Below are 22760 nucleotides of genomic sequence, written 5' to 3' on the forward strand. Positions count from 1 at the left end.
GCTGTCCCCAGGTTCCAGGACACTACCCAGGGCTGGCAGCTTTGAGCGCAACATCAGTTGGGATGGATAGTTGGACCTCAGTACCTAAAACTGGACTACTCAGGATTTTGACCAGCCCGCCGATTCTCGTCGCACGTTCCCGCATGCCTGCCAGGCCCCAGTGTCCGCCACGCCCTTTCTCGAGCACCTGAGGATCGATTCCACGTCCGTTGTCCCGAATCCGCACGCACAAGTTACTGTCGGAGTATTCAAGTTCTAACTCGACGCGTTTTGCCCCGGAATGACGAAGCGCATTGAGCACGGCCTCTCTGCCAATTTGGTAAATCTCATTTTGAATCTGGCATGGCAACTGCGTCTGCCGGCCGGTGACTACGACGCGGAAGTCAATGTTGGACTGGACCTCGAGTTCCTGCTGAATACGAGACAAAGCAACAACCAGGTCTGAGGTTTGAGAGCCGGACGAGCGGAGGCCCTGAATCGCGTTCCGGCCCTCCTCGATCCCTTGCCTCATGATCTCAAGAGTTCGATCTATCTGCGGTTTGGCGGGCGAGTCTTGAGCTACACCGTCCTGCGCCACACCCAGATGCAGCAAGGCGCTCTGGAAAGTTTGCAGAAGAGTGTCATGGAGTTCTTGCGCGATCCGGGTTCGTTCTTCAAGCCGCACATTTTCTTGCCGGATCCGTTCTTCCTCCTGCTTACGCGATTCAATTTCCGTCGCGCTCACGTACCATCTTCTGACTCGGCCTTCCTCTACCAAGGGGTTGTACCGCCCCAGGAACCAGCGATGGATGCCGTCTTTTCCAAGAAATCTTGCATCGAGTTCAAACGGCTCACTCCCGGCAAACCCATGCTTGCGTGCCGCTCGCACCCTCTCCAAATCGTCGGGATGAATTACCCTCCCGATCACGTCCAGGGACCGAAACTCCTCAAGTGTCAGACCTGTGTATTCGCGGGCGAAACGATTTGCGTGAATCACCTTGCTGTCCGAGTCGAACACCACAATTAACTGGGGAACAAAATCAACGAGCTGCTGAAGCTCCTGCTCCGCACGCTTACGCTCGGTGACATCGATCACGGTACCTACGAACTCGTCGAGATCGCCGGATTGGTTGAGGACCGCATGGCCCAGGACGTGAATGTCCCTGATCCCTTTGTTGGGATGGACGATTCGGTACCCAAATTCGAAATCCGCTTTGTCGCGGATGGCTCTCTCCCACCGTTCCCTGCTCGCGGCCTGATCGTCCGGATGAATTCGATGAAAGAATTCTTCAAATAACGGTGGCGGCCCAGCGGGGTCGAACCCCAACACGCGGTAGCACTCCTCCGACCAGTACCTGCTATCAGCGAAAGGTTTCGAGGCCCAACTGCCGGTTTGGCTTAGCCTCTGTGCTTCTGCCAGATATGCTTCGCTTTCACGTAAAGCCTGTTCAGCCCGTTTGCGCTCAGTGATGTCACGATAGATTACGTACTCGGAAATCTGGCTTCCCGCAATCGACACACGTACACCGACAATCGAGACCGGAACGCGGGTGCCATCCTTGCGCTTCCGCGTCGTTTCGACGTTCAGGATCTCTCCTCGAGTACCACGGCGGGTGCACTCTTCCGCCTCAGCCCAAAGTTCTTCTGGAACGACTAGCTCATTGATCGGACGCCCCAACGCTTCCTCTTCGGCATAACCGAAAATCCTGGTGAATTCCGGATTGACCCGCAAAATGCGGTCATCGGTGTCGAGCAAAACGATGGCTTCTGGCACTGTCGCAAACAGTTCGTCGAGGAGGGCTTTTTGTCGAAGCTGATCGTCAGGCTGCGCAGATAAACGAACGGCCTGGCTTTCGCGACCCATCGGCATACCCCCGAATCGCTGTGATTGTAACGCCGCTCACTCGATTACGAGCAACGAACCATAATTCCCTCACCTCATTCCATGTGTGCGGTAGTACCACTCTCTGGTTAGACGCACTGGCGCGTCCGGTTCTTGCTGCTTCTCTTGGCCTTCCCCGCCTCCTCTCGATAGTAGGTCACAATTCCCGGTTCCCAGAGGTGGGCCCGCCATGCTTCTGAGACCACTATTTAGCCCTCCTACTACTGAGCTGATCGAAGCGCAAGAGGAAATTGTCCGCTCGCGCTCAAGCGGATGATCCTTGTGTCACCCTAATTTTCGTGGTACCACGGTAGTGGTGGGTCGTCAAACAAATTCGTTGTCCGTTTTGGGAATCTGGCCATGAAGCCGGCAGGCACCTGCACGATTCCCTGCAATTTCCCTGCTCATTCCCTGGTGGATTGCGAATCCCCTGTGTTTATGCGGGTCCCGCTCCAAAAAATATTTTTCGCGGGAAAAATTCCCTGCTCTTTTCCCTGCCACGGGAAAATCGGCATGCGTCGGCAACCAGGGGAAGGTCGGCTTTTATGACTATTGCTTCTGCCCCGCAACCGCAATCACCACGTCATGCAGATATCGCGTGAAGGTGTTCAGGCCGTCGACACTCGTGCGCTCATCGTTGCCGTGGACGCGGTGGGCATCGTCGTCCGTTTTCGGCGTGCTGATTCCATACGCCTGCACCCCTTTGGCGCGAAGCTGCGCTGAGTCCGTTGCCCCGGTGAGCATGTCGGGCATGGTGATCGCATTCGGGAACATCTTTTTCGCAGTGGCTTCCATGGCGCGATAGAGATCGGTATCGAGCCGCGATGGAGGAGACGCCGGACGGTCGTTGCCCGAGGTTCTCTTGATATCGATCGCGGGATCGTTCACCAGCTTCTTCATCTGCTCCATCAGCGCAGGAATGTTTTCATCGGGCAAGGCGCGGATGTCGAGTGTGGCTTCGGCGTCGCCGGGAATCACGTTGGTGCGAAAGCCGCCTTTGATGATGGTGGGCACAATCGAAGTGCGAAGCTTCGAGTACTCCATCCAATACTTCTGCTGCAGCGCGGTCTGGGTTTCGGGGGCATTCAGGTTCTGCAGCAGAGACTTCAATTCCGGATCGGCGATCTGCGCGAGCTTCTGAAAATAGACGCGCGTTGTGCCGTTCAGGCGCATGGGTGTTTGCCAGTTGCCTAGTTTGGCCACGGCCTCGGAGATATGCACAACCGGATTATCAGGACGCGGTATCGATCCGTGTCCGCTGGTTCCGCGCGCGGTTACGATTATGCCGCGAGGGACTTTTTCCGTCGTAGCGATTGAGACATAGTTGACTGCGCCATCCTTGATGTGGATCGATCCGCCTTCATTGAGAACGTATTCGCAATCGATCTTGTCCCAGTGGTTCTCGATCATGTATTCGATGCCATACTTCGGCGTGCCCTCTTCGCCTGCCTCGGCGAGAAAGATGATGTCGCGATCGAGCGGAACTTTCTCCCGGTGCAACTGGAGAAACGCAGCCAGGTTGGCGGCCACCATGCCTTTGTCGTCGCTGGCACCGCGTCCGTAGAGATACCCGTCTTTGATCACGCCGGCAAAAGGATCGACGGTCCACTTCTCGCGCTCCACTCCGACGACGTCGAGATGCGCCATCAGCATCAGGGGGCGAGCTTTTCCTGATCCCTTCAGGCGAGCGACGATATTGCCGCGACCGGGAGCGGACTCGAAAATCTCGGAGGAAATGCCTTCCTTATCCAAAACGCTCTTGATGTACTGCGCTGCCTGTGTCTCGTTCCCGGGAGGATTGCTGGTGTTGACCCTGACGAGCTGAATCAGGAAATCGACTGCTTCGCTGCCGGCAGACGTCGCGGGCTGGCTTTGCGTACATGACGCCGTACTGCAAAGCGCAATAGCGCCAATCAGAGAGAACAGTTTTGCATTCGTCGGTTTCATGCGGCTAACAAATGTAGCAGAGCGGCTGTGCCGATCTCGCCTCAGGCGGTACTAGAATGGCGTTAATCAGGATTTCCGACCAAGAATGAAACAAAAGCGAAGGATCGTTGCGATTGTTCTGCTGGTACTGCTGGGTGCCACAATTTATGGACTGGTGCGCACTGGATCGCAGAGCCCCTTTAGTTCCGGAAATGGAACAACGGGGGAAGGCACGACTGGACCGGCCGGGCTGGTGGACCAGACGCCGTTGCTTACTGCGCAGCGATTGGCGCGGATGCCGATTAGCACGGAGGAGTTCCCTTTCGCGCAGGAAGCGCTGCGGCTTGGGGACCTTGAAATGGATCTGGCGTTTGCGGCGGCGGTGATCGACACGACAGAGCATCCGCCGGTGTTGAGCGCCGCGGCGAAGGAGATTCAGGCGCGGTTGCAGACGAGGGAGGACGCCCTCGCGGCGCAACAGGCTGAGCTCGCGCAGTTGACGGCCGCGGACGCGAAGGCCAGCGGGTCGCGGAAAGATGCGCTGGACGATCAGCTCGATGTGGCCAAGGCGCGGCTGGAACTGGCTCAGGACGAAGTGGATGATGCGAAGCAGGACATGATCCGTGCCGGGGGCGATCCGCAGGGACGCATCCAGGCGCTGGTGCAGGAACACCAGGCGGCTTCGCAAGCCTCAGACACAACCAAGGTGGCAGTTAGTGCACCGACTGCAGCGCGTGGGCTCGTCAATCGGCTCCAGCAATGGTCGGCACTACATGAGAAACAGTCGCAGTTGTCGCAGGCAAAGCAGGATGCGGCGTCGATAGCAACCACGCTGGCCATGAAGCACAATTCTCTCGAGCAGCAAATCGGGGCGCAAAAAGAAAAATCACCGGGCACGGTTGCGACGAATAGTGCGTCGACGGCGATCCCCGGCGGACAGTCTGGCGGCCCCACTCGCCAAGAATCGGCGGCGATGGTGAACACGGCGAAACTCCGGGCCGCCGATCAAAAGATGCTGGCCAATTTTGACAAGCGAATCGACAACGAAAAGCAACTGGCCAATGTGTACGGCAAGTGGATCGACGTTGTCGCGGGGCAAAAGCGCTCGGTAGTGAACCGCGCGCTGTACGGCGTGCTGATCATTCTGATGATCGCGATCATAGGGCTCTTCGTCGATGGCTGGATTGAGCGCCTGCTGGGGAAGATGCCGATGGACCGTCGCCGCGTGGCGACGCTGCGCGCGGTTACGCGTGTTACTCTGCAGATTGTCGCCGTGCTCCTGATCCTGCTGGTGATATTCGGTCCGCCGAACCAGCTCGGAACTATTTTGGGACTCGCGGGCGCCGGCCTGACGGTCGCCCTGAAGGATTTCATCGTCGGGTTCTTTGGCTGGTTTGTCTTGATGGGAAAGGACGGAATCCGCCTCGGCGACTGGGTGGAAATTAACGGCGTCACTGGGGAAGTCGTGCAGCTCGGAATGTTTCATACCGTGCTGCTCGAGACCGGCAACTGGACAGACTCGGGCCATCCCACCGGACGCCGTGTGACCTTTACAAATAGTTTTGCCATCGAAGGTCACTACTTCAATTTTTCCACTTCGGGACAGTGGCTGTGGGATGAGTTACAGATCGTTTTGCCGGCCGGAAATAATCCATATCCGATCGTCGATGCCATCAAGAAAAAGGTTGTGGAAATGACGTCGGAAAGCGCTCGACAGGCCGAGCAGGAATGGCGGGGCGCGGCAAAATCGCGCGACATGAACGCCCTCTCGGCGGCGCCCGCGATCACCGTAAAACCTGTGATTGGCGGCACGCAAATTTCTGTGCGCTACATCACGCGCGCCCACGAGCGTTCGCAGTTGCGTGCCCAGCTAAATCATGCCGCTGTCGATCTGCTGGGGGAGGGACTTGCGACGCGCAGCGCTTCCCTTTCGCCACAGTCCGCGTCTACGCCAAGCTGAACATGAATTCAGGCAGGTCCTTTTTTGTCCTGCTGCCAATTTCTGCGAATCCCGGCGATGAACGTTCCGCGGTTCTTTTCCATCTTCTGAATCATGGCTCGGGAGGCATCCGTCTCTTCGTAGCGCGCACTCCACGACGCCAGTTCCAACAGAACCGGACCTAAATCGATGCCCTTCTGCGTGAGTTTGTAAATCAGCTTGCGGCGATCGCCGGGATCGCGCGAAGTAGAGATGATTCCGCTGCCTTCGAGCTTCCGAAGGCGGTCCGCCAGGATGTTCGTGGCGATGCCTTCTTCTGAGTTCAGGAATTCCCGGTAGGTGCGGAACCCGCGCATCATCATGTCGCGAATGATCAATAGAGACCAGCGGTCCCCGATCATCTCCAGCGAGATGTTTACGGGACAGCCCGATCGCCTGCAGGGATCTGGTGATTTGCGTGGCACCTTACTAAACTAAAAATACTGTAACGAATATGACTTGCATTTCACAAGTTATCTTTCATAGACTGCTTGCATTACGCAAGTGATCGCGCTTCGGTCCGCAGCGGTCCGGCAGCGCTCGCGCTTAAAGGAAACAGCCACAACTCATCCCGCAAGGAGGGACCATGAATTTCTACGGACCTAAGCAGTTGGTGGACAGCATGCGCACAGTGCGCAAGAACACAATTCAGATTGCGGAAGACATCGCAGAGAAAGACTACGGCTATCGTCCTACGCCCGAGAGCCGCTCGGCGGCGGAGACGCTTGTACACATCGCGCGGCTGGCACAATTCGATCGTGTGGTGCACGAACAGGAACATCTCTCGTCGCTCGAAGGCTTCGACTTTGGGGCGCTCCTCGGGAAGTCGGAAGTCGAGGAGAAGCGTCCGCGATCAAAGCGCGAGATCGTCGAACTGCTGCGCACTGAAGGAGAGCGCTGGTGCGAGTGGGTGGGGAGCCTTCCCGAATCGATACTCGCCGAGCAAGTGCGCATGCCCGGCGGCGTGTTCAAAACCCGTTTTGAAATGTTGCTCGGAACCAAAGAGCACGAAATGCAGCACCGGGGGCAATTGACGGTGATCGAGCGCTTACTTGGTGTCGTGCCTCACCTCACACGAAACCGGCAGCAGGCGCGCGAAGCCGCTGCCAAGGTTGCCAGTTAACAGCTCACCCGACCGATCCCGCCTGCGCGGGATCGGTCGGGAATCAGTCGCCGCTCACACTCCCGGCGTTCGACTCATCTTTCCCACCAGTACAACGTCCGGATCGTTGACCGTCATCGTCCTCACTCCTGCATCTTGGGTAAAACGAATGCGAACCGCTGGTGCGCCGCTGGGGTGGAACACCTGCTCTCCCAGATGAAACAGGCCACGACCCATAGTCCCTTGGCGCGTCCAGGTGAGTTTTCCCTTTTCTACCGTCACATCGACTTGCTGCGTAGGGCTTGGACCAAAGATGTAAGTTCCCAGAATGGCAGCACGCTCTTGGTCCCCGAGCGGCGCTTCGGCGGGCGCATCAGCGTCTCCAAGTGACTGGAGAAACTCAAAAACCGGGCGCGAGGCATCGCCTCCGGCTTTGGCGTGGGCGAGCAGGCTGATGCTGTGTGGACCGCGAGTCCGCTGAATGCCCGGCTGGGCCGTGATGAACGCCTTCACTACATCCACTTGTCCGAGCATGGTTGCGGAAAAGATGGAAGGATGCGCTCCGTTCGCCAGCAGAAATTCGGCTATCGCACGATTCCCCATGTGCGATGCGGCGCCGAGCGCAGTCTCCCAGTCACCGAATCCCCAATCCCAACTCGCTTTCGCCAGTGACGGATGCGCCGCCACCAACTCTTTAACCCGCGCCAGGTTGAAGTGGGAAACCAGCACTGTCTCCCGTGCCAGCTCGGGTGGTTCTGCTGGATAGAGCTCTCCTGGCGCAGCTACGCCTGACGAACTCTTGGCGCCTTGTCCCGAATCAGATTTCGCTGGCGCCGACCGGGAATGCAGGCCGATGGCCATGGCTGGGACGGTTAACGAACTGACGGCCAGGAAGCGCCTTCGTGACACGCTTTCAGACATTTTGCTCCTCCGCTCTTGCTTCAGCAGATTTCGCCAGAATGCCGGGAATTCGCAAGTGAGTTCTGCGCAGAGCGTGCCAGAACAATGTGAGGAGGAAAATCTTTCCCCTTCAGAGACTTGCGCGCGGACGTGAGGCGAAGGGCACGAACGTTGTGCGAATTTTTGGAGAGAACTGGCTGGCCACCGTCTGCGCCACCTGTGATTCGAGCGTCAACGGGTTATCCAAAGTGCGGTCGATGCGTGTGACCCAGACATGGGTTTGTTCAGGGAGATGAATTAGGTGAGCGAGAATGCGGGTTTGATCCCCACTGCGCTGCACCTGTCCCAGAATGACATAGGACGCCCCCAGAGAGGAAGCTACAGCATTGAGATCACGGTGCTCGCGCGCGACTCGCAGTTCGCGGGCGTTACCGATCACGCGATACTGCCCGTCTCCTTTGGCGGTCAACTCGGCGACAAGCATGTCGGTAACGGCGTCGCTGAGCCTTGTCATGTCAGGATCGCCGGTCTCGTTATCGAAGCGCAATACGGCAACGATTGGAGTCTTTTCCACTAAGGACCGGCTCTTCACCCAGTAGCCGGCAGCAAACAACGAGGCTAGTAGGAGACAAAGGGCGAGGACGCTTGCCACTGTCCTGACTCGCGATCTCGCATCGGGATTGCCGAGGTGTGTCGGCAGCAGATCACTATTGCTGGTTGGAGTGACTGGGGCAACGAACTGGTATCCGCGTTTCGGAATTGTGCGGATGAAACGCGGCTCAGGAGGATTGTCCTTGAGAGCAGCCCGAATTTGTGCAATACAGAAATTTAAACCGCGCTCGAAATCAACGAATGTGTCCTCACGCCACACTGCCTGGCGCAATTCTTCCCTCGACACAACCTCTCCTGCGCGTTCGAGCAAACAAACAAGCACTTGAGCAGGTTGCGACTGCAAACGGACCAGCACCCCATCTCTGCGCAACTCTCGCGCGCTTCGATTGAACTCAAATATGCCGAAACGAAATCGCTCTGCAGTCATAGAATAATGACGATTCTCGCACAGAAAAGTCTTAGGAAACACGGCGCCAAGACAAGAGCCAGAACGCCTCCGTCCGCTCCTTTCACCTCCAGAACTGGAACGAGAAGCTGCTCGATAAAAGCCCGACGCCCCAGGCGGCTCGGAAATCGAAATTTGTGAGAGCTAAAAAGAAGCTACGTCTTGTCTCGTACGAAGGATCGATAATGAGTTTGAGAAATAGCGCGTGCGCAAAGCTCTAAAACTCATTCCCGGCCTCCGGGAGCAGGGAGCAGAGACGTGACGGCAACTTTGAGCAAGCAGGCTGAGCTTATTTTCCTCAGTGTATTGACCCTGCTCGGTCTGTATTTGTCCTACTTGCTGGTGCGGCCATACGCTGCACCAATTCTGTTCGCTCTAGTTCTTGCGATTATCTTTTATCCGCTGTACGAGAAATTGCGCCGCCTTGTGCGAAATCCATCGGCGCGCGCCTTACTCACCACACTCATTACCCTGATTGCTACCGTACTTCCGCTCGTTCTTCTGGCGATCGCCCTGAGCCGCGAACTCACCGATCTGTACCAAACGCTTACAGTGAAGAGCGCGGCTGGAGGCGGCATCGCACAACTCCTTCTGCATTACGGACAAGTGGCAACTGAGTGGATTCGCCAACGTATTGGACTCCCACCAATCGACATTCGAGGTGTAACTCTGCGGTATGTGGGGCAAGCTAGTGCGGCGATCGTTCAGTTCGGGGCGGGGGCAATTGCGAATTTCTTTAAGTTGCTGGTCGATGCGGCGATCGCTTTTCTGCTCCTCTTTTTTCTCTTTCGCGATGGCAGATCCGGACTCAAGCGAGTTACTTCTAATTTGCCCATGAGCGACGAACGGGCGTCGGAACTATTCCGTCGAATCGGCTCCACTGTAACGGCGACTTTCTATGGCGGGCTCGCGGTGGCCGCGATCCAAGGGACCCTTGCTGGCCTCGCGTTCTATGTTCTCGGATTACAGTCCGCGGTATTGTGGGGCTTTGTCACGGCCATCGCTTCTCTCTTGCCGGTGGTTGGATCGGCAACCGTGTGGGTGCCAATGTCAGTCGTGTTGCTCGCCAGCGGGCATTGGCTGAAGGCGGTTGTGCTTTTGGGCTGGGGATTTGGCGTCGTGGGACTCGTGGACAATTTAGTTCGTCCGCTAATCGTACGGGCGGGCACCCAGCTTCACATGGTTTTTATCTTTCTTTCTCTTCTCGGCGGACTGAGCGCTTTCGGAATGCTGGGACTTTTCTTGGGTCCGGTGATCCTCTCAGTCACAGGAGCGGTAATTGGGATGTTGCGCGATGAAGTCGCGCGGAGGAATGCCTAAGAGCAAGTGACGCGCGTGCAATCTTCTTGATTGCAGGCAAGTTCGACATGGATCAGCAATTCGGGGCGGCCATCGGTCTTTCGTTGTTTTCTCTGAATGCTGCTACTATTCGTCGGCGACAAACATCAAATCCGCGGGACTAAAATGCACTGAGGATCGCTTAAGAAAGGCAGCAGGAAATTCTCGATGGAGTTTGGACCTGACAAGGCATTTGTAGTTGAAGTGGACGCTAGCTCGCGCGAGCACGTTGCAAAGATTCTCACTGACGCGGGATATCAAGTCTCGAGCCAAATCGCTGCCACTTTGAAAATGGTGCTGGCGTCCATGCCCGATGTGATCGTTATGGGCGCGAGTCCTCCCGATCTTGACTGCTGCGACCTGCTCTCGGATATAAAGCGGTCGGAGCAGGCGCGGCATATTCGCGTAATCATGCTGGCCGAGGGCGGGACTGCGGAACGAATCCGCGGGCTCGATCTGGGCGCCGACGATGCGCTTTCTGTGCCATTCGACGATCGCGAGTTATTGGCTCGCGTGCGCGCTCAGCTTCGCGAGAAGCGTCCCGAGGACGATTTGCGCGCGAGCGTGCGTGATGGCCGGAATTCGCGGCGAGAAGCTCGTCGTGTTCTCAGCGCGCTCAATCGAGGACGACGTACACTGCGTCTTGGCGTCACGCTACTCATAGTTGTTGCGGCGCTCGCCACCGGCGGACTCGGCTTCCTCTACTGGCGTTCGCAACGACAAGACGTTCGCGTTTACACCGCGCTTGCGAAGTTGCAGACCGGAATCGCGAGCGAACGCGAACTGCTGGAACTGGCCCGCAAGGCAAGAGCCCAGGCGGAACAAAGCGCGACCGACTCCACCGAAGCGCAGCGCCAGGATCTAAAGCGACAAAACAAAGAACTGCGCGACAAGATAGCCGGGGCCGATCCATCGCAGGTGGCAGAACTCGAACGCCAGCTTCGGACGTCGAACGACCGCCTGCAGAAACTCGAAACCGAACGCACGGTTGCGCAGGATGTAATCCGCTCGTACTCGTCCAGCGTATGCCTGCTGCACGTAGTGGTTGGCTTTCGCGACAAAGGTTCGGGCCTGATTCTTCGCTACACCGCGATGACTCCCAACGGCTCACCGCCTCCGGAGGGGAATGGGCACACCCAGGTTCAGCTCGGTGGAATAGGTCCCGAAGTGCACATGGACGCCTTCGGAACGGGGTTTCTAGTTTCTGCCGACGGCCGCATCGTTACGAACCATCACGTCGTTGAGCCCTGGTGGAAGAACGACGACATCGCGGAACTGCTGAAGCAGGCGGTTGACCTCGAACCCAGAGTTGTCGAGATGACTGCGTACTTTCCCGGCATCTCTCATGGCATTCAGGTAACCTCGCAAAAAATTTCCTCCGATGCTGACCTTGCTGTGGTTGCCGGCAACATCTCGGGACTGAAGCTGAAGCTGCTGTCGATGGATGACAGTCCCAAGGCCGCCGTGAGCGGACAGCCGGTTGTGCTGATCGGCTATCCCACGGGCGTAGATGCGATTCTCGCGCGAACCAGCGAAGATGCTGTGCGCTCGATCGCCGCCAATACCAACGGAGATCCAACCAGCCTGGTCACCGAGCTGGCGCATCGCAACCTGATACGGCCGACCAACACGCAAGGGCACATCGGCGACGTCCTCGCCGACAAGATCATCTACGACGCGCAAACCACTTCCGGGGGATCGGGCGGTCCGCTGTTCAATGCTGAAGGCAAAGTGATCGCCGTAAACGTAGCCATGCTCCGCGACTTCGGAGGCTCGAACTTCGCGATTCCAGTCCGCTACGCGAAGCCGCTGCTGCCGCGTTAATTCATAAGGTTGGGATGAACAAGAAACAGTCATAGGAGAGCCGTCCGTCTCGGCCGTGTTTTGCCCGCGGTTGCTAAGAGTCCCAGGAGATCTAGCCTGTTTCGGTTCGAGATGTAGACCTTCTTGAAGTCCCCAACAGAAAACACGGGCGGAGGCGGGCGGTTCTCCTGCTTTTTCTTGTTTTTCTTCTTGCCCTAATAGTTAGGCGGAAGCCACCAGGCGAGCGTATTCCGAGTCAGCCTGCGGAGACATTAGAACCCAAAGGGTGTAGACGCCTAGAGCTGTTCCAAATGGAACATTGAGCAAGGCAATGAACGCCATCACTAAGGCTAGAGGACGGCCCCAGCTTTGTCGTTCAAGCAAGCTAAAGCCGGTAATCAAACTCACGCCTGCTTTTGCTAGAAGGAAAACAGCGATACCGCTCAGAAGTGGATGGATAAACGCCGGATGCTCCCCGCTGCCGTAGCGCCCAAAGATCGTGTTGGAAACAATCAGCAGTATGCAGCCACCGACAGCATGAAGAAGTGCGTAGGCGATCCACAGGATCCCAACTAACCTCAGATGTTGTTCGACGCGGCTAAGAAGCGTCCTGCCGATTACCGCATGGCCGCATTTGTTGCAAACCGTCTGATTGGCCACAAGTGCGTTGCCGCAGAAGTTGCAGTACATAGGGGATAGGTCTTCCTTCTGGATGCAACAACTTACTACAACTCCCTGATCGATAGTGAATACGCGAATTGTATCGGGGAAGTTCCAGAATGACCTCCGTAGAAGGTGCCTTTTAATCCCCCTGCATTTGCGTAGTCACTGAACATTCATTCTCTCCTCAACTTGTATTGACAATCGGCAACTAGGGTTGGCGACCGGAGGAATTCGAATGCTTTTTGAAACGAATACGAAGATTCAGGCCCCAACAAGGCTAGCGACACTCGCGTCATGCTGCCTGTTGACGTTAGGTTCGCTCGCGTTCGCCGCCGACCCCACTTCAGTCCCTTCTGCCAACCCGAAAGTTGCTGGGTTTTGGAAGGCAGACATTCTTTCACCTGAGCTTGTAGAAGCACCGGTCGCTCAAGGCGCAATCCCGGTGGAGAATCCATCCGCATTGGTTGGCTTCTATGGCTACAACAACGATGGTCCACTGCTCCCGGCTCCCGGCGCAGATACGACCGGAGTAGCAAAAATAGAAGCGTCTAAGACCGAGCCCGACAAGAACACTTACCTCATCCTGCGGAATCAGAAGGGATCCGATCCCAATTACAACTACGGTACCCACTTTCTGTTTCAGGGGCATGAGACGGGACAGACTGGCTACATCACGCGCATCAACCTCGATGCCGACGGACCACATCGCGTCACCCTGATGGCCGACCAGGACGTAAACGGCCTCCAGCTGCCAACGATCGACGGTTCCACCTGGTATCCGTTCTCTGAGCACCTCCTGTTCACTGTCGAAGGAGGCGCTCGTGGCGGCGTTTTTCAGTCCACTCTTGGAGATGACTCGAGCCGCACATTCAAATCGACGGTTGAAGATCTCGGCGGAATCATGGGCCGGGGCGGCTATGAGGGAATCCAGGCAGATCCCTGGGGCAACCTGATGATTGTCGAAGATTCCGGCGGAGCTGCGGGTGCCGTAAATAAGAACGCAAAACAGCCAAACAGCTTCGTCTTTCGTTTCATCCCTAATGATCCGCGTGATTTGAAGAAGGGTGGAAAGCTGCAGGCACTTCAGGTAATCGGGCGTTCGGGCTCTCCAATCATCTTCCACGCCGGTCAGGCTGATGCGGACATCCTGAGTCAGGACGTGAAGGACCTGCACACCTATGGCCTCGTATTCCGTACGAACTGGGTCACTGTCCAGAACACTACGAGCAGCACCGCTCCGTTCAACGCCAATGCTGCGGCAAAGGCAGCGAATGCGACGCCGTTCAAGCGGCCCGAAAATGGTCAGTTCCGTCCCGGCTCGAACTTCACCGAATTCTTCTTCGACGAGACTGGGGACACCAACGCACAAACTGAAGCTGGCAGCGCGTTCGGTGGCTTCGGCTCAATCATGAAGCTCCGGACATCTCCCAGATCGGATGTCGGCGCACTGCAGCTCTTCTTCTTAGGCGACCTCGACCACACTGGCTTCGACAACACAGCTTTCTGGACGAAGGACAAGATCGTCTTCGTGGAAGACCGCGGCGACGGTTTGCACAGCGATCACAGCGCCCTCGACTCTGCGTTCTTGTTTGACGTCCGGGTCAACTATGGAGCCTCAGGAGCACCACAACCGATTCGTCTGCTGGCCCAGGGACGTGATCCTTCGGCAACACTAGATTCCGGGTTTCTGGCCGTGAAAGGAACCAAGCTCCAGAACGAAGGAGACAACGAAATCACCGGCTGGCATCTTTCTAACGGCGATCCGGGCGTAGACGGCCTGCTGGGTGCGAGAAATCCGCATCCGTTCAAAGACGGATGGAGGCTCTTCTACACCGGGCAGCATGGCGACAACGTCACGTACGAGATCCTGCCATCAGCATCCGGACAACACGACCGCGATGACTTCAACGGCGGCCACGATCGCGACGATGATGAGTAATTAGTAATGCTTTTGCAGATAAAAGGGCGACATAAATGTCGCCCTTTCTTTCTTCAAAGCGAGCCTCGACGTTGTTTGAATGCTGCTAAACCTGCAAGTCCTGTGTGTCGGTATGCAGAGTTACTCTTCCCGCAGTGCTTCCAGAGGATCCAGGTGGGAAGCCTTCTGCGCAGGAACAAAACTTGCCATCATGGCGACAATGGTAAGCAATGCGATGGCCGCGCCCAGGATAGTAGGATCGGTGTTCTTCACTCCAAATAACATGCTGCGGGCGGCGCGCGACACCCACCACGACAGCGCCGCACCGGCCACCAGTCCGATGCCAAGCAGTTCAACAGCTTCCCGCATAACGAGTTTGAGAACGCGCATTCGGTCAGCGCCGAGCGCCATTCTGATGCCGATCTCGTTGCGCCGGCGCAGGGCCATGTAGGAGATCAATCCATACAGCCCAATCGTGGTCAGTACCGCAGCTAGTACTCCAAAAAATCCGGAGAGCGATGCCATCAGCCGTTCGCGGACGAGCGTGTCGCGAATTTGTGTCTTCAATACAGTGAACTGAATCAAGATTGCCGGATTAATCTCCGCCACCGCCTGCTCGACCGCGGTCGTAAGCGAATCGAGCTGCAGGTCGGAGCGCATTACGACGGAGCAACTCGTGTCAGGCTGTTTGTCCTGACCGCGCGGGACGAACGCAATCGGGGTCAACTCCTCACGCAATGTGCGGTATTTCGTGTCTTTTACAACACCGACTACCTGATACACCGATTCCGGTTTGCCTGCGCCTTCGTCGACTTTGAAAGTCTGCCCCAGCGGATCTTTGTCTTTAAAGAGTTTTCGTACAAATGTTTCATTGACGACTGCGACTGCGGGAGAGTTAAGCGTGTCGGAGAGGCTCACGTCGCGGCCGCGAAGAATCGGAGTGCCCATGGTCTTGAAAAATCCCGGACTCACCCGATCAAACCAGGAGACTTCCTGCAGCTCTTCTCCGGAAGCGTTCGTGTGGACCGAATCATTCCATCCATTTCCACTCACGGGAACGATGGAGACCCCGGCGGCCGCTTCCACTCCGGGAAGAGATTGCATGCGATCCGCGAGTTGCTGCTTAAAGCCATTTCTCATCTCTACGGGGATGTTGAGCTGAGTGAAATCGAGATCGGCTACCAGGATTCCCGTCTGCCGAAACCCAGCATCAACGGAGACGAGCTTCTGAAAACTGCGCACGAACAGGAGTGCACCTACCAGCAACACCATCGACAGCGCCACCTGCGCAACTACGAGCACTCGACGCATTCCGAGTCGTTCGCGCCCGCCGATCGCTCCGCGTGCTCCGGCCTTCATTGCCACAATGGGCGGCGTAGCCGTGGCCCGCATGGCTGGCGTAAGTCCGAAGAAAAGGCACGTGAGGACTGCAACCAATCCGCTGAAGCCAAGCACCCGCCAATCGAGTGTGACATCCAGTGCTACCTGTCCACCGCTCGTCATGAGAAAGGAGATCAGGACTCGAGTCAGAACCTGTGCGAGTAATATGCCCGCCGCCGCCCCGATTCCGGCTATGAGCAGGCTCTCCATCATCAACTGCTGGAGCAGTCGCGTACGCGACGCGCCCAACGCGAGCCGCACGGCGATCTCCCGTTCGCGTGCATTCGCTCTGGCAAACATGAGGTTCGCCAGGTTCGCGCAGGCAATCAGCAGCACAGTTCCCGCAATGGCCAGCAACATCCACAAGGGCTGCTCGTATTCCGTGCGCAGGTTAGAAATCCCAGCGCTCGCCGGATAGGCCGCCAACTTCCACGACAGGAACTCCTTGGCCTCTTTCTCCTTGTACCGTTCCGGAAGAGTCGCCTGGAAGACTCCCGGTGATATCGACTCCAACTGCGCCGTCGCCTTGGCCGGAGTCCATCCTGGTTTCAGACGGCCAACGACGGCCAACCACCATCCGTCGCGACGATCGAGTACTTTCCACTCGCCATCGATGATGGCTTCGCTGCAGATCGGTACGGCAACATCAAACGAGTGTCCCACCTCCATGCCGTAAAAACCGGCAGGAGTTACGCCGATGATCTCTGCGGGGTGCCCGTCAAGCGTAAGCTTGCTGCCCACAGCCGACGCGTTGCCGCCATATTCCCGTTTCCAGAACGGGAAGCTGATCACCGCTCCCGGCGAGCCGCAGCCCTTAGTGTCATCGGCCGACGAAATCAGCCGTCCGGCCGCCGGGAGCACGCCGAGGATATTAAAGAAGTCGCCACTTACGTAAATCCCTCGGGCAATACGCGATCTTCCACCGGTCGCAAGGTTGAAGCTGGTCGAGTTCCAGGCAGCGATCCCAGAAAATGCCTGCTCGTGGTCACGAATTTGTTCCCAAATCGGATTCGTGAAAGTGGAGAAGCTGCCGCGGAAATTTCCAGACCGCCCGTGGCTGTTGGAGGGCTTCAGGTAGACCAGCTCCTCCGGATTCCTCACCGGCAGACTGCGCAGCCGCACCGCGTTCAGCAACTGGAAGATCGCGGTATTCGCTCCAATGCCCAGCGCAAGTGACAGAATCGCCACCGCAGCGAATCCCGGACTGAGCCGCAAGCTCCGCAACGCATAGCGCACATCCTGACCGAGATGGGCCAGCGAGCCGCCATGCCATGGTCCACCTGCAGGCACTGGCTCAAAACGCGGCTGACGCGCCACTCGCCGCAGCCCATCGGCCAGTAGGTTGCGCTCATCGAGTTCTGCCAAAAGTGCAGCGTACGCGTCTTGCTCCGGAGTTCCTCGCGATTTCAGCTCTGCATAGCGGTCCTCGAGGTGCTGGCCGAGTTCCTCGACAATCGCCGCTTCGCGCGTAGATTCGAGTTTCAACAGCGCCAGCCGCTTTCTGACCTCGTCTCTGAACTCAGGCATTCTCCAACCCCGTAATACTGCTCATCGCTGCCACGAACGCTTGCCAGGTGTTGCGCTGCGCTCTCAGCACCTTCCGTCCGGCGGCCGTCAACCTGTAGTAGCGCCGACGCCGCTGACCGGCCTTCTCGGTCCAGCGCCCTTGGATCCATCCGCGATCCTCAAGCCTGTAGAGGAGCGGGTAGAGTGAGGCGACGTTGAACCGAAGCGTTCCGCCTGAGCGAGTCTCGATGATCTTGCTGATCTCGTATCCGTGCCGCGGACGGTCTTCCACTAGCGAAAGGATCATCAACTCGGCGCTGCCCTTCTTCAACTCACGATCCAGCATTGATGCTGCCATATATGTCTGTGCAATATATTGCTGAAGCACTGACGTGTCAATCGGCTTAGACCGTGGTGGCAATTGAAGGTTAGGTCGATTTTTCTGGCGCTGTTTGGTGGGCTGTTGGCATGCATGAGAACGGCCCACGGTCGCGGCCGTGGGCCGTTCTTGCCTTAGTGGTGCGAAGCGCTATTACCGTCAAAGGATGACGGTAATAGCGCGCTTACTCGTCCTTCTTGAAGAAGAAGTAGTCCGCGGAGTACGGCACGAGGGCTTGTTTTCCCACGTCATTTGCTGTGAAGCAACCGTCTGCGGGAGCTAATCCGCCTTTCGTATTCAAGCGTTGAATGAACGTGGTTCTACTCAGAAGCCTGCCGCCAGTTGGCCCATCTTCCGTCCCGATTGACTGCAGTAACAGGCAGGCAATGGCGCCGCTGTTCGGGCAACTCGGCTCGGAGCCGGCAGGGACCGCATTTACCTTCTGTGCCCAGACCTTGCTGCTGTCAAAGGAACTCTGCCAGGTCACGCTTCCGAAGGGTAGCGGGCTCGGGGCAATTCCGTTGGGGTGAGTGTCTGGGCTAAGGAAGTGGGTGATGATCTGCACCTGTTGTCCGAAGAACGTCGTAAAAAGAGTGGCTTCGGGACGAGCGTTGTTGGCGTTCCACGCAGCAGTAGAGGCACCCGCGCTCGTGGGAAGGCAAATATAACCCTGAGTCCCAACACCATGACCGAACAGGAATGCAGAATTCCCCTCCTGCACCTTAATGGTATCGGAAGTAGGCGGAGGCGTAACTCTTTGCGCAGCTGCTTGGCTGACAATACCGAATGCAGATCCGAGTACGACCGCGGCTGTGAACAGTCTTCGTCCTCGCGCAGTGTTTTTCATCGATTGACTAAAGTTGTGGCTCATTATTTTTTAGTTCTCCTTGTTATTTCCATTTTTGGGAAGAGTTAACGTTCTGAGGCAGACAATCAGGTCCAGGCGCAGTACTGACCAAAGCGCCTTGCCATGTATCTGCTTTGTTAAGTGCGTTGGGCCGACCTGGCTTGATTCCTCCGATTGGGGTCACGCAGGTTGAACATCAGGTTTGACTGGCTCCCAGAACGAAACCTAGGCAAAGCAGCGCTTCACAAATGGGACCCTCTCACGAATCTCGATTTGGAAATGCTTTCCCGACGCGCTGCATTGGATGCTGCTGAGAGCCCTTGACGAGTAAAAACTCCGTCATGCTTTTGTCAGCAATCCATCTTGTTGGGATGAGTGGAGCGCGTTGGCTTGAAGACGAACAGATCATGCCGAGCACGAGTTCTGCCGCCGGATACTCTTGCTTCGCCGCTTTTCGAATCCAACCGATAGCTTCACGCACGTCTGGCTGCACACCGATGCCGTTCAAATAGAAGAGACCAAGATGGAATTCCGCGGCTGCCAGTTTCTGACGTGCGGCTCGTGCAATCCAGTTCACTCCCGCGGACATGTCCCGCGGCCCTCCGAGTCCCTGCATCAACAGCACGCCAAGATCGTTCTGCGCCGGCGAGTAACCGGAGAGTGCCGCACGCTGAAACCACTTGAAGGCTTCGTGAAAATCTAGCGGCACACCGTCTCCCCTGGAGTAGGCATATCCGATGTTGGTCTGCGCTTCTGCATTCCCCTGATTCGCCGCCTGCAGGAACCAGCGCGCGGACTCAACCGGGTCCCTGGGCACCCCAGAGCCCGCATGAAACGCATGCGCCAGTTTAAGTTGATCGTCAACGTAGCCTTTCTGGGCTCTTTCACGCGCCCGATTCAGGTCGTTGATGTTTTGGGCCGGCAATGCACCAGAGAGAAGTGCAGACCCCAGCAAGAAAGCGATCTTCCTGAAACAGAACCGATAACCATACTGACGAACCATTTTCTTACCTCCAAACAGAAAGAGGCCGCCTGTGCTGAAACCCAAGCACCAGGCGGCCTCCGGTTGTCGCGGTCGGCCGAATTTATCGAATCAGTTCAACACCAGCGAATTTTCTTGGTTACTACCTCCGCGGAGATCGGGAGACCGTCGTGGATTTTGAGGCACGCGATCTCCCCATATCCCATCTCCCTGCAATAGCGGATCACCGCCTGCCATGCGGGATGAAGCGCTGCTTCCTGCTCATCCTGTCCCGAAACGGTCCCTCGGACGAGGGGAACCTTAGGTGCGCTGGGGACACGTGACATACCCAAGCCTCTAGTTAGTTCAATACTCAGAAGACGGCTTGACAGTTACAAGGCAGTCCAGGGAGCCTGCCTGCTCAAACAATAGACACCGCAAATCCAGATACGTTTGGGCATTTGTAGATGTTTTTTTATAAAGCACCGAAGATCACGTGATCCAACTATCGGACCATCAAGCAATCGGGTGATCGGGCGATCGGGCGAAGTCAGAACCGTCCGCGGTAGCGGATGGGTGAGCGCATCCCGATCGACTCGCCGATATTTCGTGACCGCTCCCGAACTTCATCGTTGACTGTAAACACTTCGAGCGATTTTCGACGCGCTGGAGTTCTGTTGGCGTTCCTAATTCGTGGATTGCTAAGCACAGGGCTACTCATTCATAGAGGTGCGCAATGTGCACCAGTGCTTGTCGCAACACGACGGTCAACGAAACCGGCGAGCCTCGCGCTGTTGTTGTGGGAAGGACGCGAAGTCCAGACCGATGCGCAGACCGTTGGAATTCAGCAGCGCTCGGCTGAGTGTCTAATTACTGGGTTGTCCGAAGGCACGAATCTGATTTAAGGCGGTCGAGCGTCAATGAGTGAAATCGCCTGATTACGTAAATCATGAATCTGCCTGCCCCGGGTGCAGGGATCGTAAGTTACGATATGACCTGTTCCCGCCGATGCAGTTAGGCGTTCATATGAAGGCGAATGTCTTCCGGTTAGCACTCATCCTCCTGGTCAGTTGTGGTTGTGCACGCGCTTACCCCGGCCCAGTTCCCGGCACAGAAGACATTCCAAAACTGATCGCCGCATCTTCACTGGTGTGCAAGGGTGAGGTTACAGACGCTCCCCCACTAATCTTCGTCCAATCTTCTGAGAGCATCCCTCGAATGACCGCAGTTGGTCACGTGCGGCCAGACCGCTGTTATAAAGGCACGCCTCAAACCTCCTCTATTTCGGTTCTGTTCGACGGATTTCCCATCGGCAATGGGCCCTCATTCGTTCTTCGCAAAGGCGATTATCGACTGTTCTTTCTGATGCAGCAGGACGGGAAGTATGCCGTTGTCGACACTTGGTTTGGTGCGCTCCCCATCTCTCGCGAACTCGGTGAGACCGTGGACGGCGCAGACCCTCTGTACTTACTTGAGTTAGATCTGAAGGCCGGATTGCGAGATCCAAATCCGGAGCGCGTGCTTGACAGTATCCGGATGCTCGGCAACGTGAAACAGCTTCACTCCACCGCAGAGCTAAAGAAGCTGGAAGCAAGTTCGAATCCGCTCGTGAAGACCTATGTTTGGCAAGCGCTGCTACGGTTGAAGGACTACTCGGTTCTGCCCGAGGTTGCGGAATTCTTCGCGAACCAGCCGCCCGCTCCGCACGAACTTTTACTGCCGCGCGATCGTTTGTTCCAAATGCAATTTGCATTGCAATCCGAAATCGCGGTCATCCGTGACTCGACCACCCTCCCGTATCTGGAGCAGTTTGCGACCAGCGGCCACGATTACCACCTGCGAATGTCTGCTCTGCAAGCGTTGAGGAGAATCGGATCCTTCCACAGCGCAAGAACGTATCTCAAGGAATTGGACGACTCCAATGCAGATAACGGTTTTTCGGCGATGCAGGGACTTCTATCGCTGGCTGGCGGTGGCCCAATCGACTGGGTGCCTACATGGAAGCATTTCGACGAGACGCCAGGATACTACGCCACGGAGTGCCGGGAGTGGTGGGCTGCAGAAGGCGAGCAGAAAGCCAAATCTCAAGCGCAACATACGTTACGCTTCGTCTTAAGTTTGCCCGACAACGTCCGCTCCGATTTCGTCCAAATCCATTACGTTGCATTCAGGTCGGGGAACGGTTACGCCGACATCTTGCGCGAGCCAGCGAAGCAGAACGCGTATGAGTTGGCGGAACCAGCCGAAAAGTTGAAGGTCCTCGCCTATCTTCCCGGCTGTCAATTCGAGGTACTGGAATTGAGCTCTGGCATAACGCCTACCCAATCATTGTTGTGTCGGCCGTTGCGGACGGCTCAACTAAAAGGGCAGATAACGAACCCCGAACTGTTTGCCGGCAAGTCAGCGGTTGTGGAGCTTTCAGTTGTGGCGCACCAGATTTTCGGCGTGGTGGGCGGAGGTTTTACGACGTTCCGCTTGGCTGTTTCTCCCATCGACTCTAGTGGCGGATTCATGCTTTCACTTCCAGATTTCACCACTGATCCGTCAGTGCAGGGCTGGGGAAAAGAAGTCGGATGGCAGTTCGTCATAAGCCAACCCAGAACGAGCAACATCATGTTTCGGCTCCGCGCCGCCGACTCGGACGATAAGGCTCCTGGGCTCGCGATCCAATCGTCATATCCAAACGTTGTTAAGTTCACAGCCGTGGCGAATTAGTGCGGTGCGCGTACTGCGACATGAGACCTTAACGAGTGTGAAATCGCCATTTCACTCACAGTCAGGTTCTGAGTGAAATCGCCTGATCTCAACACCTATCCCAGCGAACGATATACTTCGCCACGATGTCTTCCAAACTAAAGAATGCGCTTTCTACCGTTTACGCCACTGTGATTGTTATCGTGTGCGTGCTTTTGGCGACAATCTGCATGGTTCAAGCTTGGAGTGAAAGAGCCAGCAGGGGTACCGCAGCAGCATTCGCCATCTTCGCGTTGTTATTCGTCAATATATCCATAGTCCTATTGTTTCAGGCTTACAGGTACTTCGAATACCGACGAGTGCTTGCAACGCTCGGTTTTTTGCCTCTGGACTGGAAAAAGGCTCCATTTAATGACTTGGTGCTTCGTGCCATTTTCCAGAATCGCA

Annotated in this window: 18 protein-coding genes; 7 read left to right on the forward strand and 11 right to left on the reverse strand. The window is 56.5% G+C overall.

The features are described 5' to 3' along the window. Positions 1 to 22: 22 nt before the first annotated feature. Positions 23 to 1843, reverse strand: coding sequence for a PAS domain S-box protein (locus VNX88_23515; GenBank protein ID HWY71655.1), 1821 nt, complete (start codon positions 1841 to 1843; stop codon positions 23 to 25). A 567-nt stretch (positions 1844 to 2410) separates the two neighbouring features. Further along, the gene (locus VNX88_23520; GenBank protein HWY71656.1) at positions 2411 to 3808 is read right to left on the reverse strand and encodes a M20/M25/M40 family metallo-hydrolase; all 1398 of its coding nucleotides are present in this window, start codon (positions 3806 to 3808) and stop codon (positions 2411 to 2413) included. An 85-nt stretch (positions 3809 to 3893) separates the two neighbouring features. Here VNX88_23520 and VNX88_23525 point away from each other — a divergent pair, with 85 nt between their 5' ends. Next, entirely contained in the window at positions 3894 to 5747 is a 1854-nt protein-coding gene (locus tag VNX88_23525) for a mechanosensitive ion channel domain-containing protein (GenBank protein ID HWY71657.1), read from the forward strand. A gap of 8 nt (positions 5748 to 5755) precedes the next feature. Here the strand turns inward: VNX88_23525 and VNX88_23530 are convergent, their stop codons facing one another. Next, positions 5756 to 6190 carry a helix-turn-helix domain-containing protein gene (locus VNX88_23530; GenBank protein HWY71658.1) on the reverse strand — a complete coding sequence of 145 codons (435 nt, stop codon included), beginning with the start codon at positions 6188 to 6190 and terminating at the stop codon, positions 5756 to 5758. Between the two features lie 161 nt (positions 6191 to 6351). Here VNX88_23530 and VNX88_23535 point away from each other — a divergent pair, with 161 nt between their 5' ends. Then, positions 6352 to 6888 (forward strand): DinB family protein, encoded by a 537-nt coding sequence (locus tag VNX88_23535; protein HWY71659.1) that lies wholly within the window; start codon positions 6352 to 6354, stop codon positions 6886 to 6888. A 54-nt stretch (positions 6889 to 6942) separates the two neighbouring features. Here the strand turns inward: VNX88_23535 and VNX88_23540 are convergent, their stop codons facing one another. Continuing rightward, a complete protein-coding gene (locus tag VNX88_23540) occupies positions 6943 to 7788 on the reverse strand; it encodes a hypothetical protein (GenBank protein ID HWY71660.1) in 846 nt (281 codons plus the stop codon). A gap of 109 nt (positions 7789 to 7897) precedes the next feature. Next, positions 7898 to 8806, reverse strand: coding sequence for a winged helix-turn-helix domain-containing protein (locus VNX88_23545; GenBank protein ID HWY71661.1), 909 nt, complete (start codon positions 8804 to 8806; stop codon positions 7898 to 7900). Positions 8807 to 9082: 276 nt separating this feature from the next. Between VNX88_23545 and VNX88_23550 the strand changes: the two genes are divergently transcribed. After that, on the forward strand, positions 9083 to 10144 hold the full coding sequence (locus tag VNX88_23550) for an AI-2E family transporter (GenBank protein HWY71662.1): 1062 nt from the start codon (positions 9083 to 9085) through the stop codon (positions 10142 to 10144). A gap of 186 nt (positions 10145 to 10330) precedes the next feature. Further along, positions 10331 to 11986, forward strand: coding sequence for a trypsin-like peptidase domain-containing protein (locus VNX88_23555; protein ID HWY71663.1), 1656 nt, complete (start codon positions 10331 to 10333; stop codon positions 11984 to 11986). 201 nt (positions 11987 to 12187) lie between these two features. On the opposite strand, the gene VNX88_23560 is transcribed toward VNX88_23555, so the two are convergent. Continuing rightward, positions 12188 to 12655 (reverse strand): hypothetical protein, encoded by a 468-nt coding sequence (locus VNX88_23560; protein HWY71664.1) that lies wholly within the window; start codon positions 12653 to 12655, stop codon positions 12188 to 12190. A gap of 208 nt (positions 12656 to 12863) precedes the next feature. Here VNX88_23560 and VNX88_23565 point away from each other — a divergent pair, with 208 nt between their 5' ends. Further along, complete coding sequence (locus tag VNX88_23565) at positions 12864 to 14567, forward strand: alkaline phosphatase PhoX (GenBank protein ID HWY71665.1); 1704 nt, start codon at positions 12864 to 12866, stop codon at positions 14565 to 14567. Between the two features lie 120 nt (positions 14568 to 14687). On the opposite strand, the gene VNX88_23570 is transcribed toward VNX88_23565, so the two are convergent. From VNX88_23570 to VNX88_23590, 5 genes are all read right to left on the reverse strand, one after another. Continuing rightward, positions 14688 to 17453 carry an ABC transporter permease gene (locus tag VNX88_23570; GenBank protein HWY71666.1) on the reverse strand — a complete coding sequence of 922 codons (2766 nt, stop codon included), beginning with the start codon at positions 17451 to 17453 and terminating at the stop codon, positions 14688 to 14690. Beyond that, positions 17446 to 17790 carry a PadR family transcriptional regulator gene (locus tag VNX88_23575; protein ID HWY71667.1) on the reverse strand — a complete coding sequence of 115 codons (345 nt, stop codon included), beginning with the start codon at positions 17788 to 17790 and terminating at the stop codon, positions 17446 to 17448. The genes VNX88_23570 and VNX88_23575 overlap by 8 nt, the downstream gene beginning before the upstream one ends. Before the next feature lie 205 nt (positions 17791 to 17995). Then, a complete protein-coding gene (locus VNX88_23580) occupies positions 17996 to 18682 on the reverse strand; it encodes a DUF3455 domain-containing protein (GenBank protein ID HWY71668.1) in 687 nt (228 codons plus the stop codon). Between the two features lie 235 nt (positions 18683 to 18917). Next, a complete protein-coding gene (locus VNX88_23585) occupies positions 18918 to 19661 on the reverse strand; it encodes a tetratricopeptide repeat protein (protein ID HWY71669.1) in 744 nt (247 codons plus the stop codon). Positions 19662 to 19756: 95 nt separating this feature from the next. Beyond that, positions 19757 to 19966, reverse strand: a complete 210-nt coding sequence (locus VNX88_23590) for a hypothetical protein (protein HWY71670.1) — start codon at positions 19964 to 19966, stop codon at positions 19757 to 19759. 871 nt (positions 19967 to 20837) lie between these two features. Between VNX88_23590 and VNX88_23595 the strand changes: the two genes are divergently transcribed. Both VNX88_23595 and VNX88_23600 read left to right on the forward strand, forming a co-directional pair. Next, positions 20838 to 22334 carry a hypothetical protein gene (locus VNX88_23595; GenBank protein ID HWY71671.1) on the forward strand — a complete coding sequence of 499 codons (1497 nt, stop codon included), beginning with the start codon at positions 20838 to 20840 and terminating at the stop codon, positions 22332 to 22334. 125 nt (positions 22335 to 22459) lie between these two features. After that, a partial coding sequence (locus tag VNX88_23600) for a hypothetical protein (protein ID HWY71672.1) occupies positions 22460 to 22760 on the forward strand: 301 nt, incomplete at its 3' end.

The organism is Terriglobales bacterium (assembly GCA_035567895.1).
Classification (GTDB): domain Bacteria; phylum Acidobacteriota; class Terriglobia; order Terriglobales; family Acidobacteriaceae; genus Gp1-AA112.

Excerpts from the sequence above, each read along its gene's own strand:
- VNX88_23515 (HWY71655.1), bottom strand. The coding sequence starts at position 1,843 with ATGGGTCGCGAAAGCCAGGCCGTTCGTTTATCTGCGCAGCCTGACGAT.
- VNX88_23555 (HWY71663.1), top strand. The coding sequence starts at position 10,331 with ATGGAGTTTGGACCTGACAAGGCATTTGTAGTTGAAGTGGACGCTAGC.
- VNX88_23580 (HWY71668.1), bottom strand. The coding sequence starts at position 18,682 with ATGAGCCACAACTTTAGTCAATCGATGAAAAACACTGCGCGAGGACGA.
- VNX88_23560 (HWY71664.1), bottom strand. The coding sequence starts at position 12,655 with ATGTACTGCAACTTCTGCGGCAACGCACTTGTGGCCAATCAGACGGTT.
- VNX88_23535 (HWY71659.1), top strand. The coding sequence starts at position 6,352 with ATGAATTTCTACGGACCTAAGCAGTTGGTGGACAGCATGCGCACAGTG.
- VNX88_23595 (HWY71671.1), top strand. The coding sequence starts at position 20,838 with ATGACCGCAGTTGGTCACGTGCGGCCAGACCGCTGTTATAAAGGCACG.
- VNX88_23590 (HWY71670.1), bottom strand. The coding sequence starts at position 19,966 with ATGTCACGTGTCCCCAGCGCACCTAAGGTTCCCCTCGTCCGAGGGACC.
- VNX88_23585 (HWY71669.1), bottom strand. The coding sequence starts at position 19,661 with ATGGTTCGTCAGTATGGTTATCGGTTCTGTTTCAGGAAGATCGCTTTC.
- VNX88_23525 (HWY71657.1), top strand. The coding sequence starts at position 3,894 with ATGAAACAAAAGCGAAGGATCGTTGCGATTGTTCTGCTGGTACTGCTG.
- VNX88_23575 (HWY71667.1), bottom strand. The coding sequence starts at position 17,790 with ATGGCAGCATCAATGCTGGATCGTGAGTTGAAGAAGGGCAGCGCCGAG.
- VNX88_23570 (HWY71666.1), bottom strand. The coding sequence starts at position 17,453 with ATGCCTGAGTTCAGAGACGAGGTCAGAAAGCGGCTGGCGCTGTTGAAA.
- VNX88_23545 (HWY71661.1), bottom strand. The coding sequence starts at position 8,806 with ATGACTGCAGAGCGATTTCGTTTCGGCATATTTGAGTTCAATCGAAGC.
- VNX88_23520 (HWY71656.1), bottom strand. The coding sequence starts at position 3,808 with ATGAAACCGACGAATGCAAAACTGTTCTCTCTGATTGGCGCTATTGCG.
- VNX88_23565 (HWY71665.1), top strand. The coding sequence starts at position 12,864 with ATGCTTTTTGAAACGAATACGAAGATTCAGGCCCCAACAAGGCTAGCG.
- VNX88_23540 (HWY71660.1), bottom strand. The coding sequence starts at position 7,788 with ATGTCTGAAAGCGTGTCACGAAGGCGCTTCCTGGCCGTCAGTTCGTTA.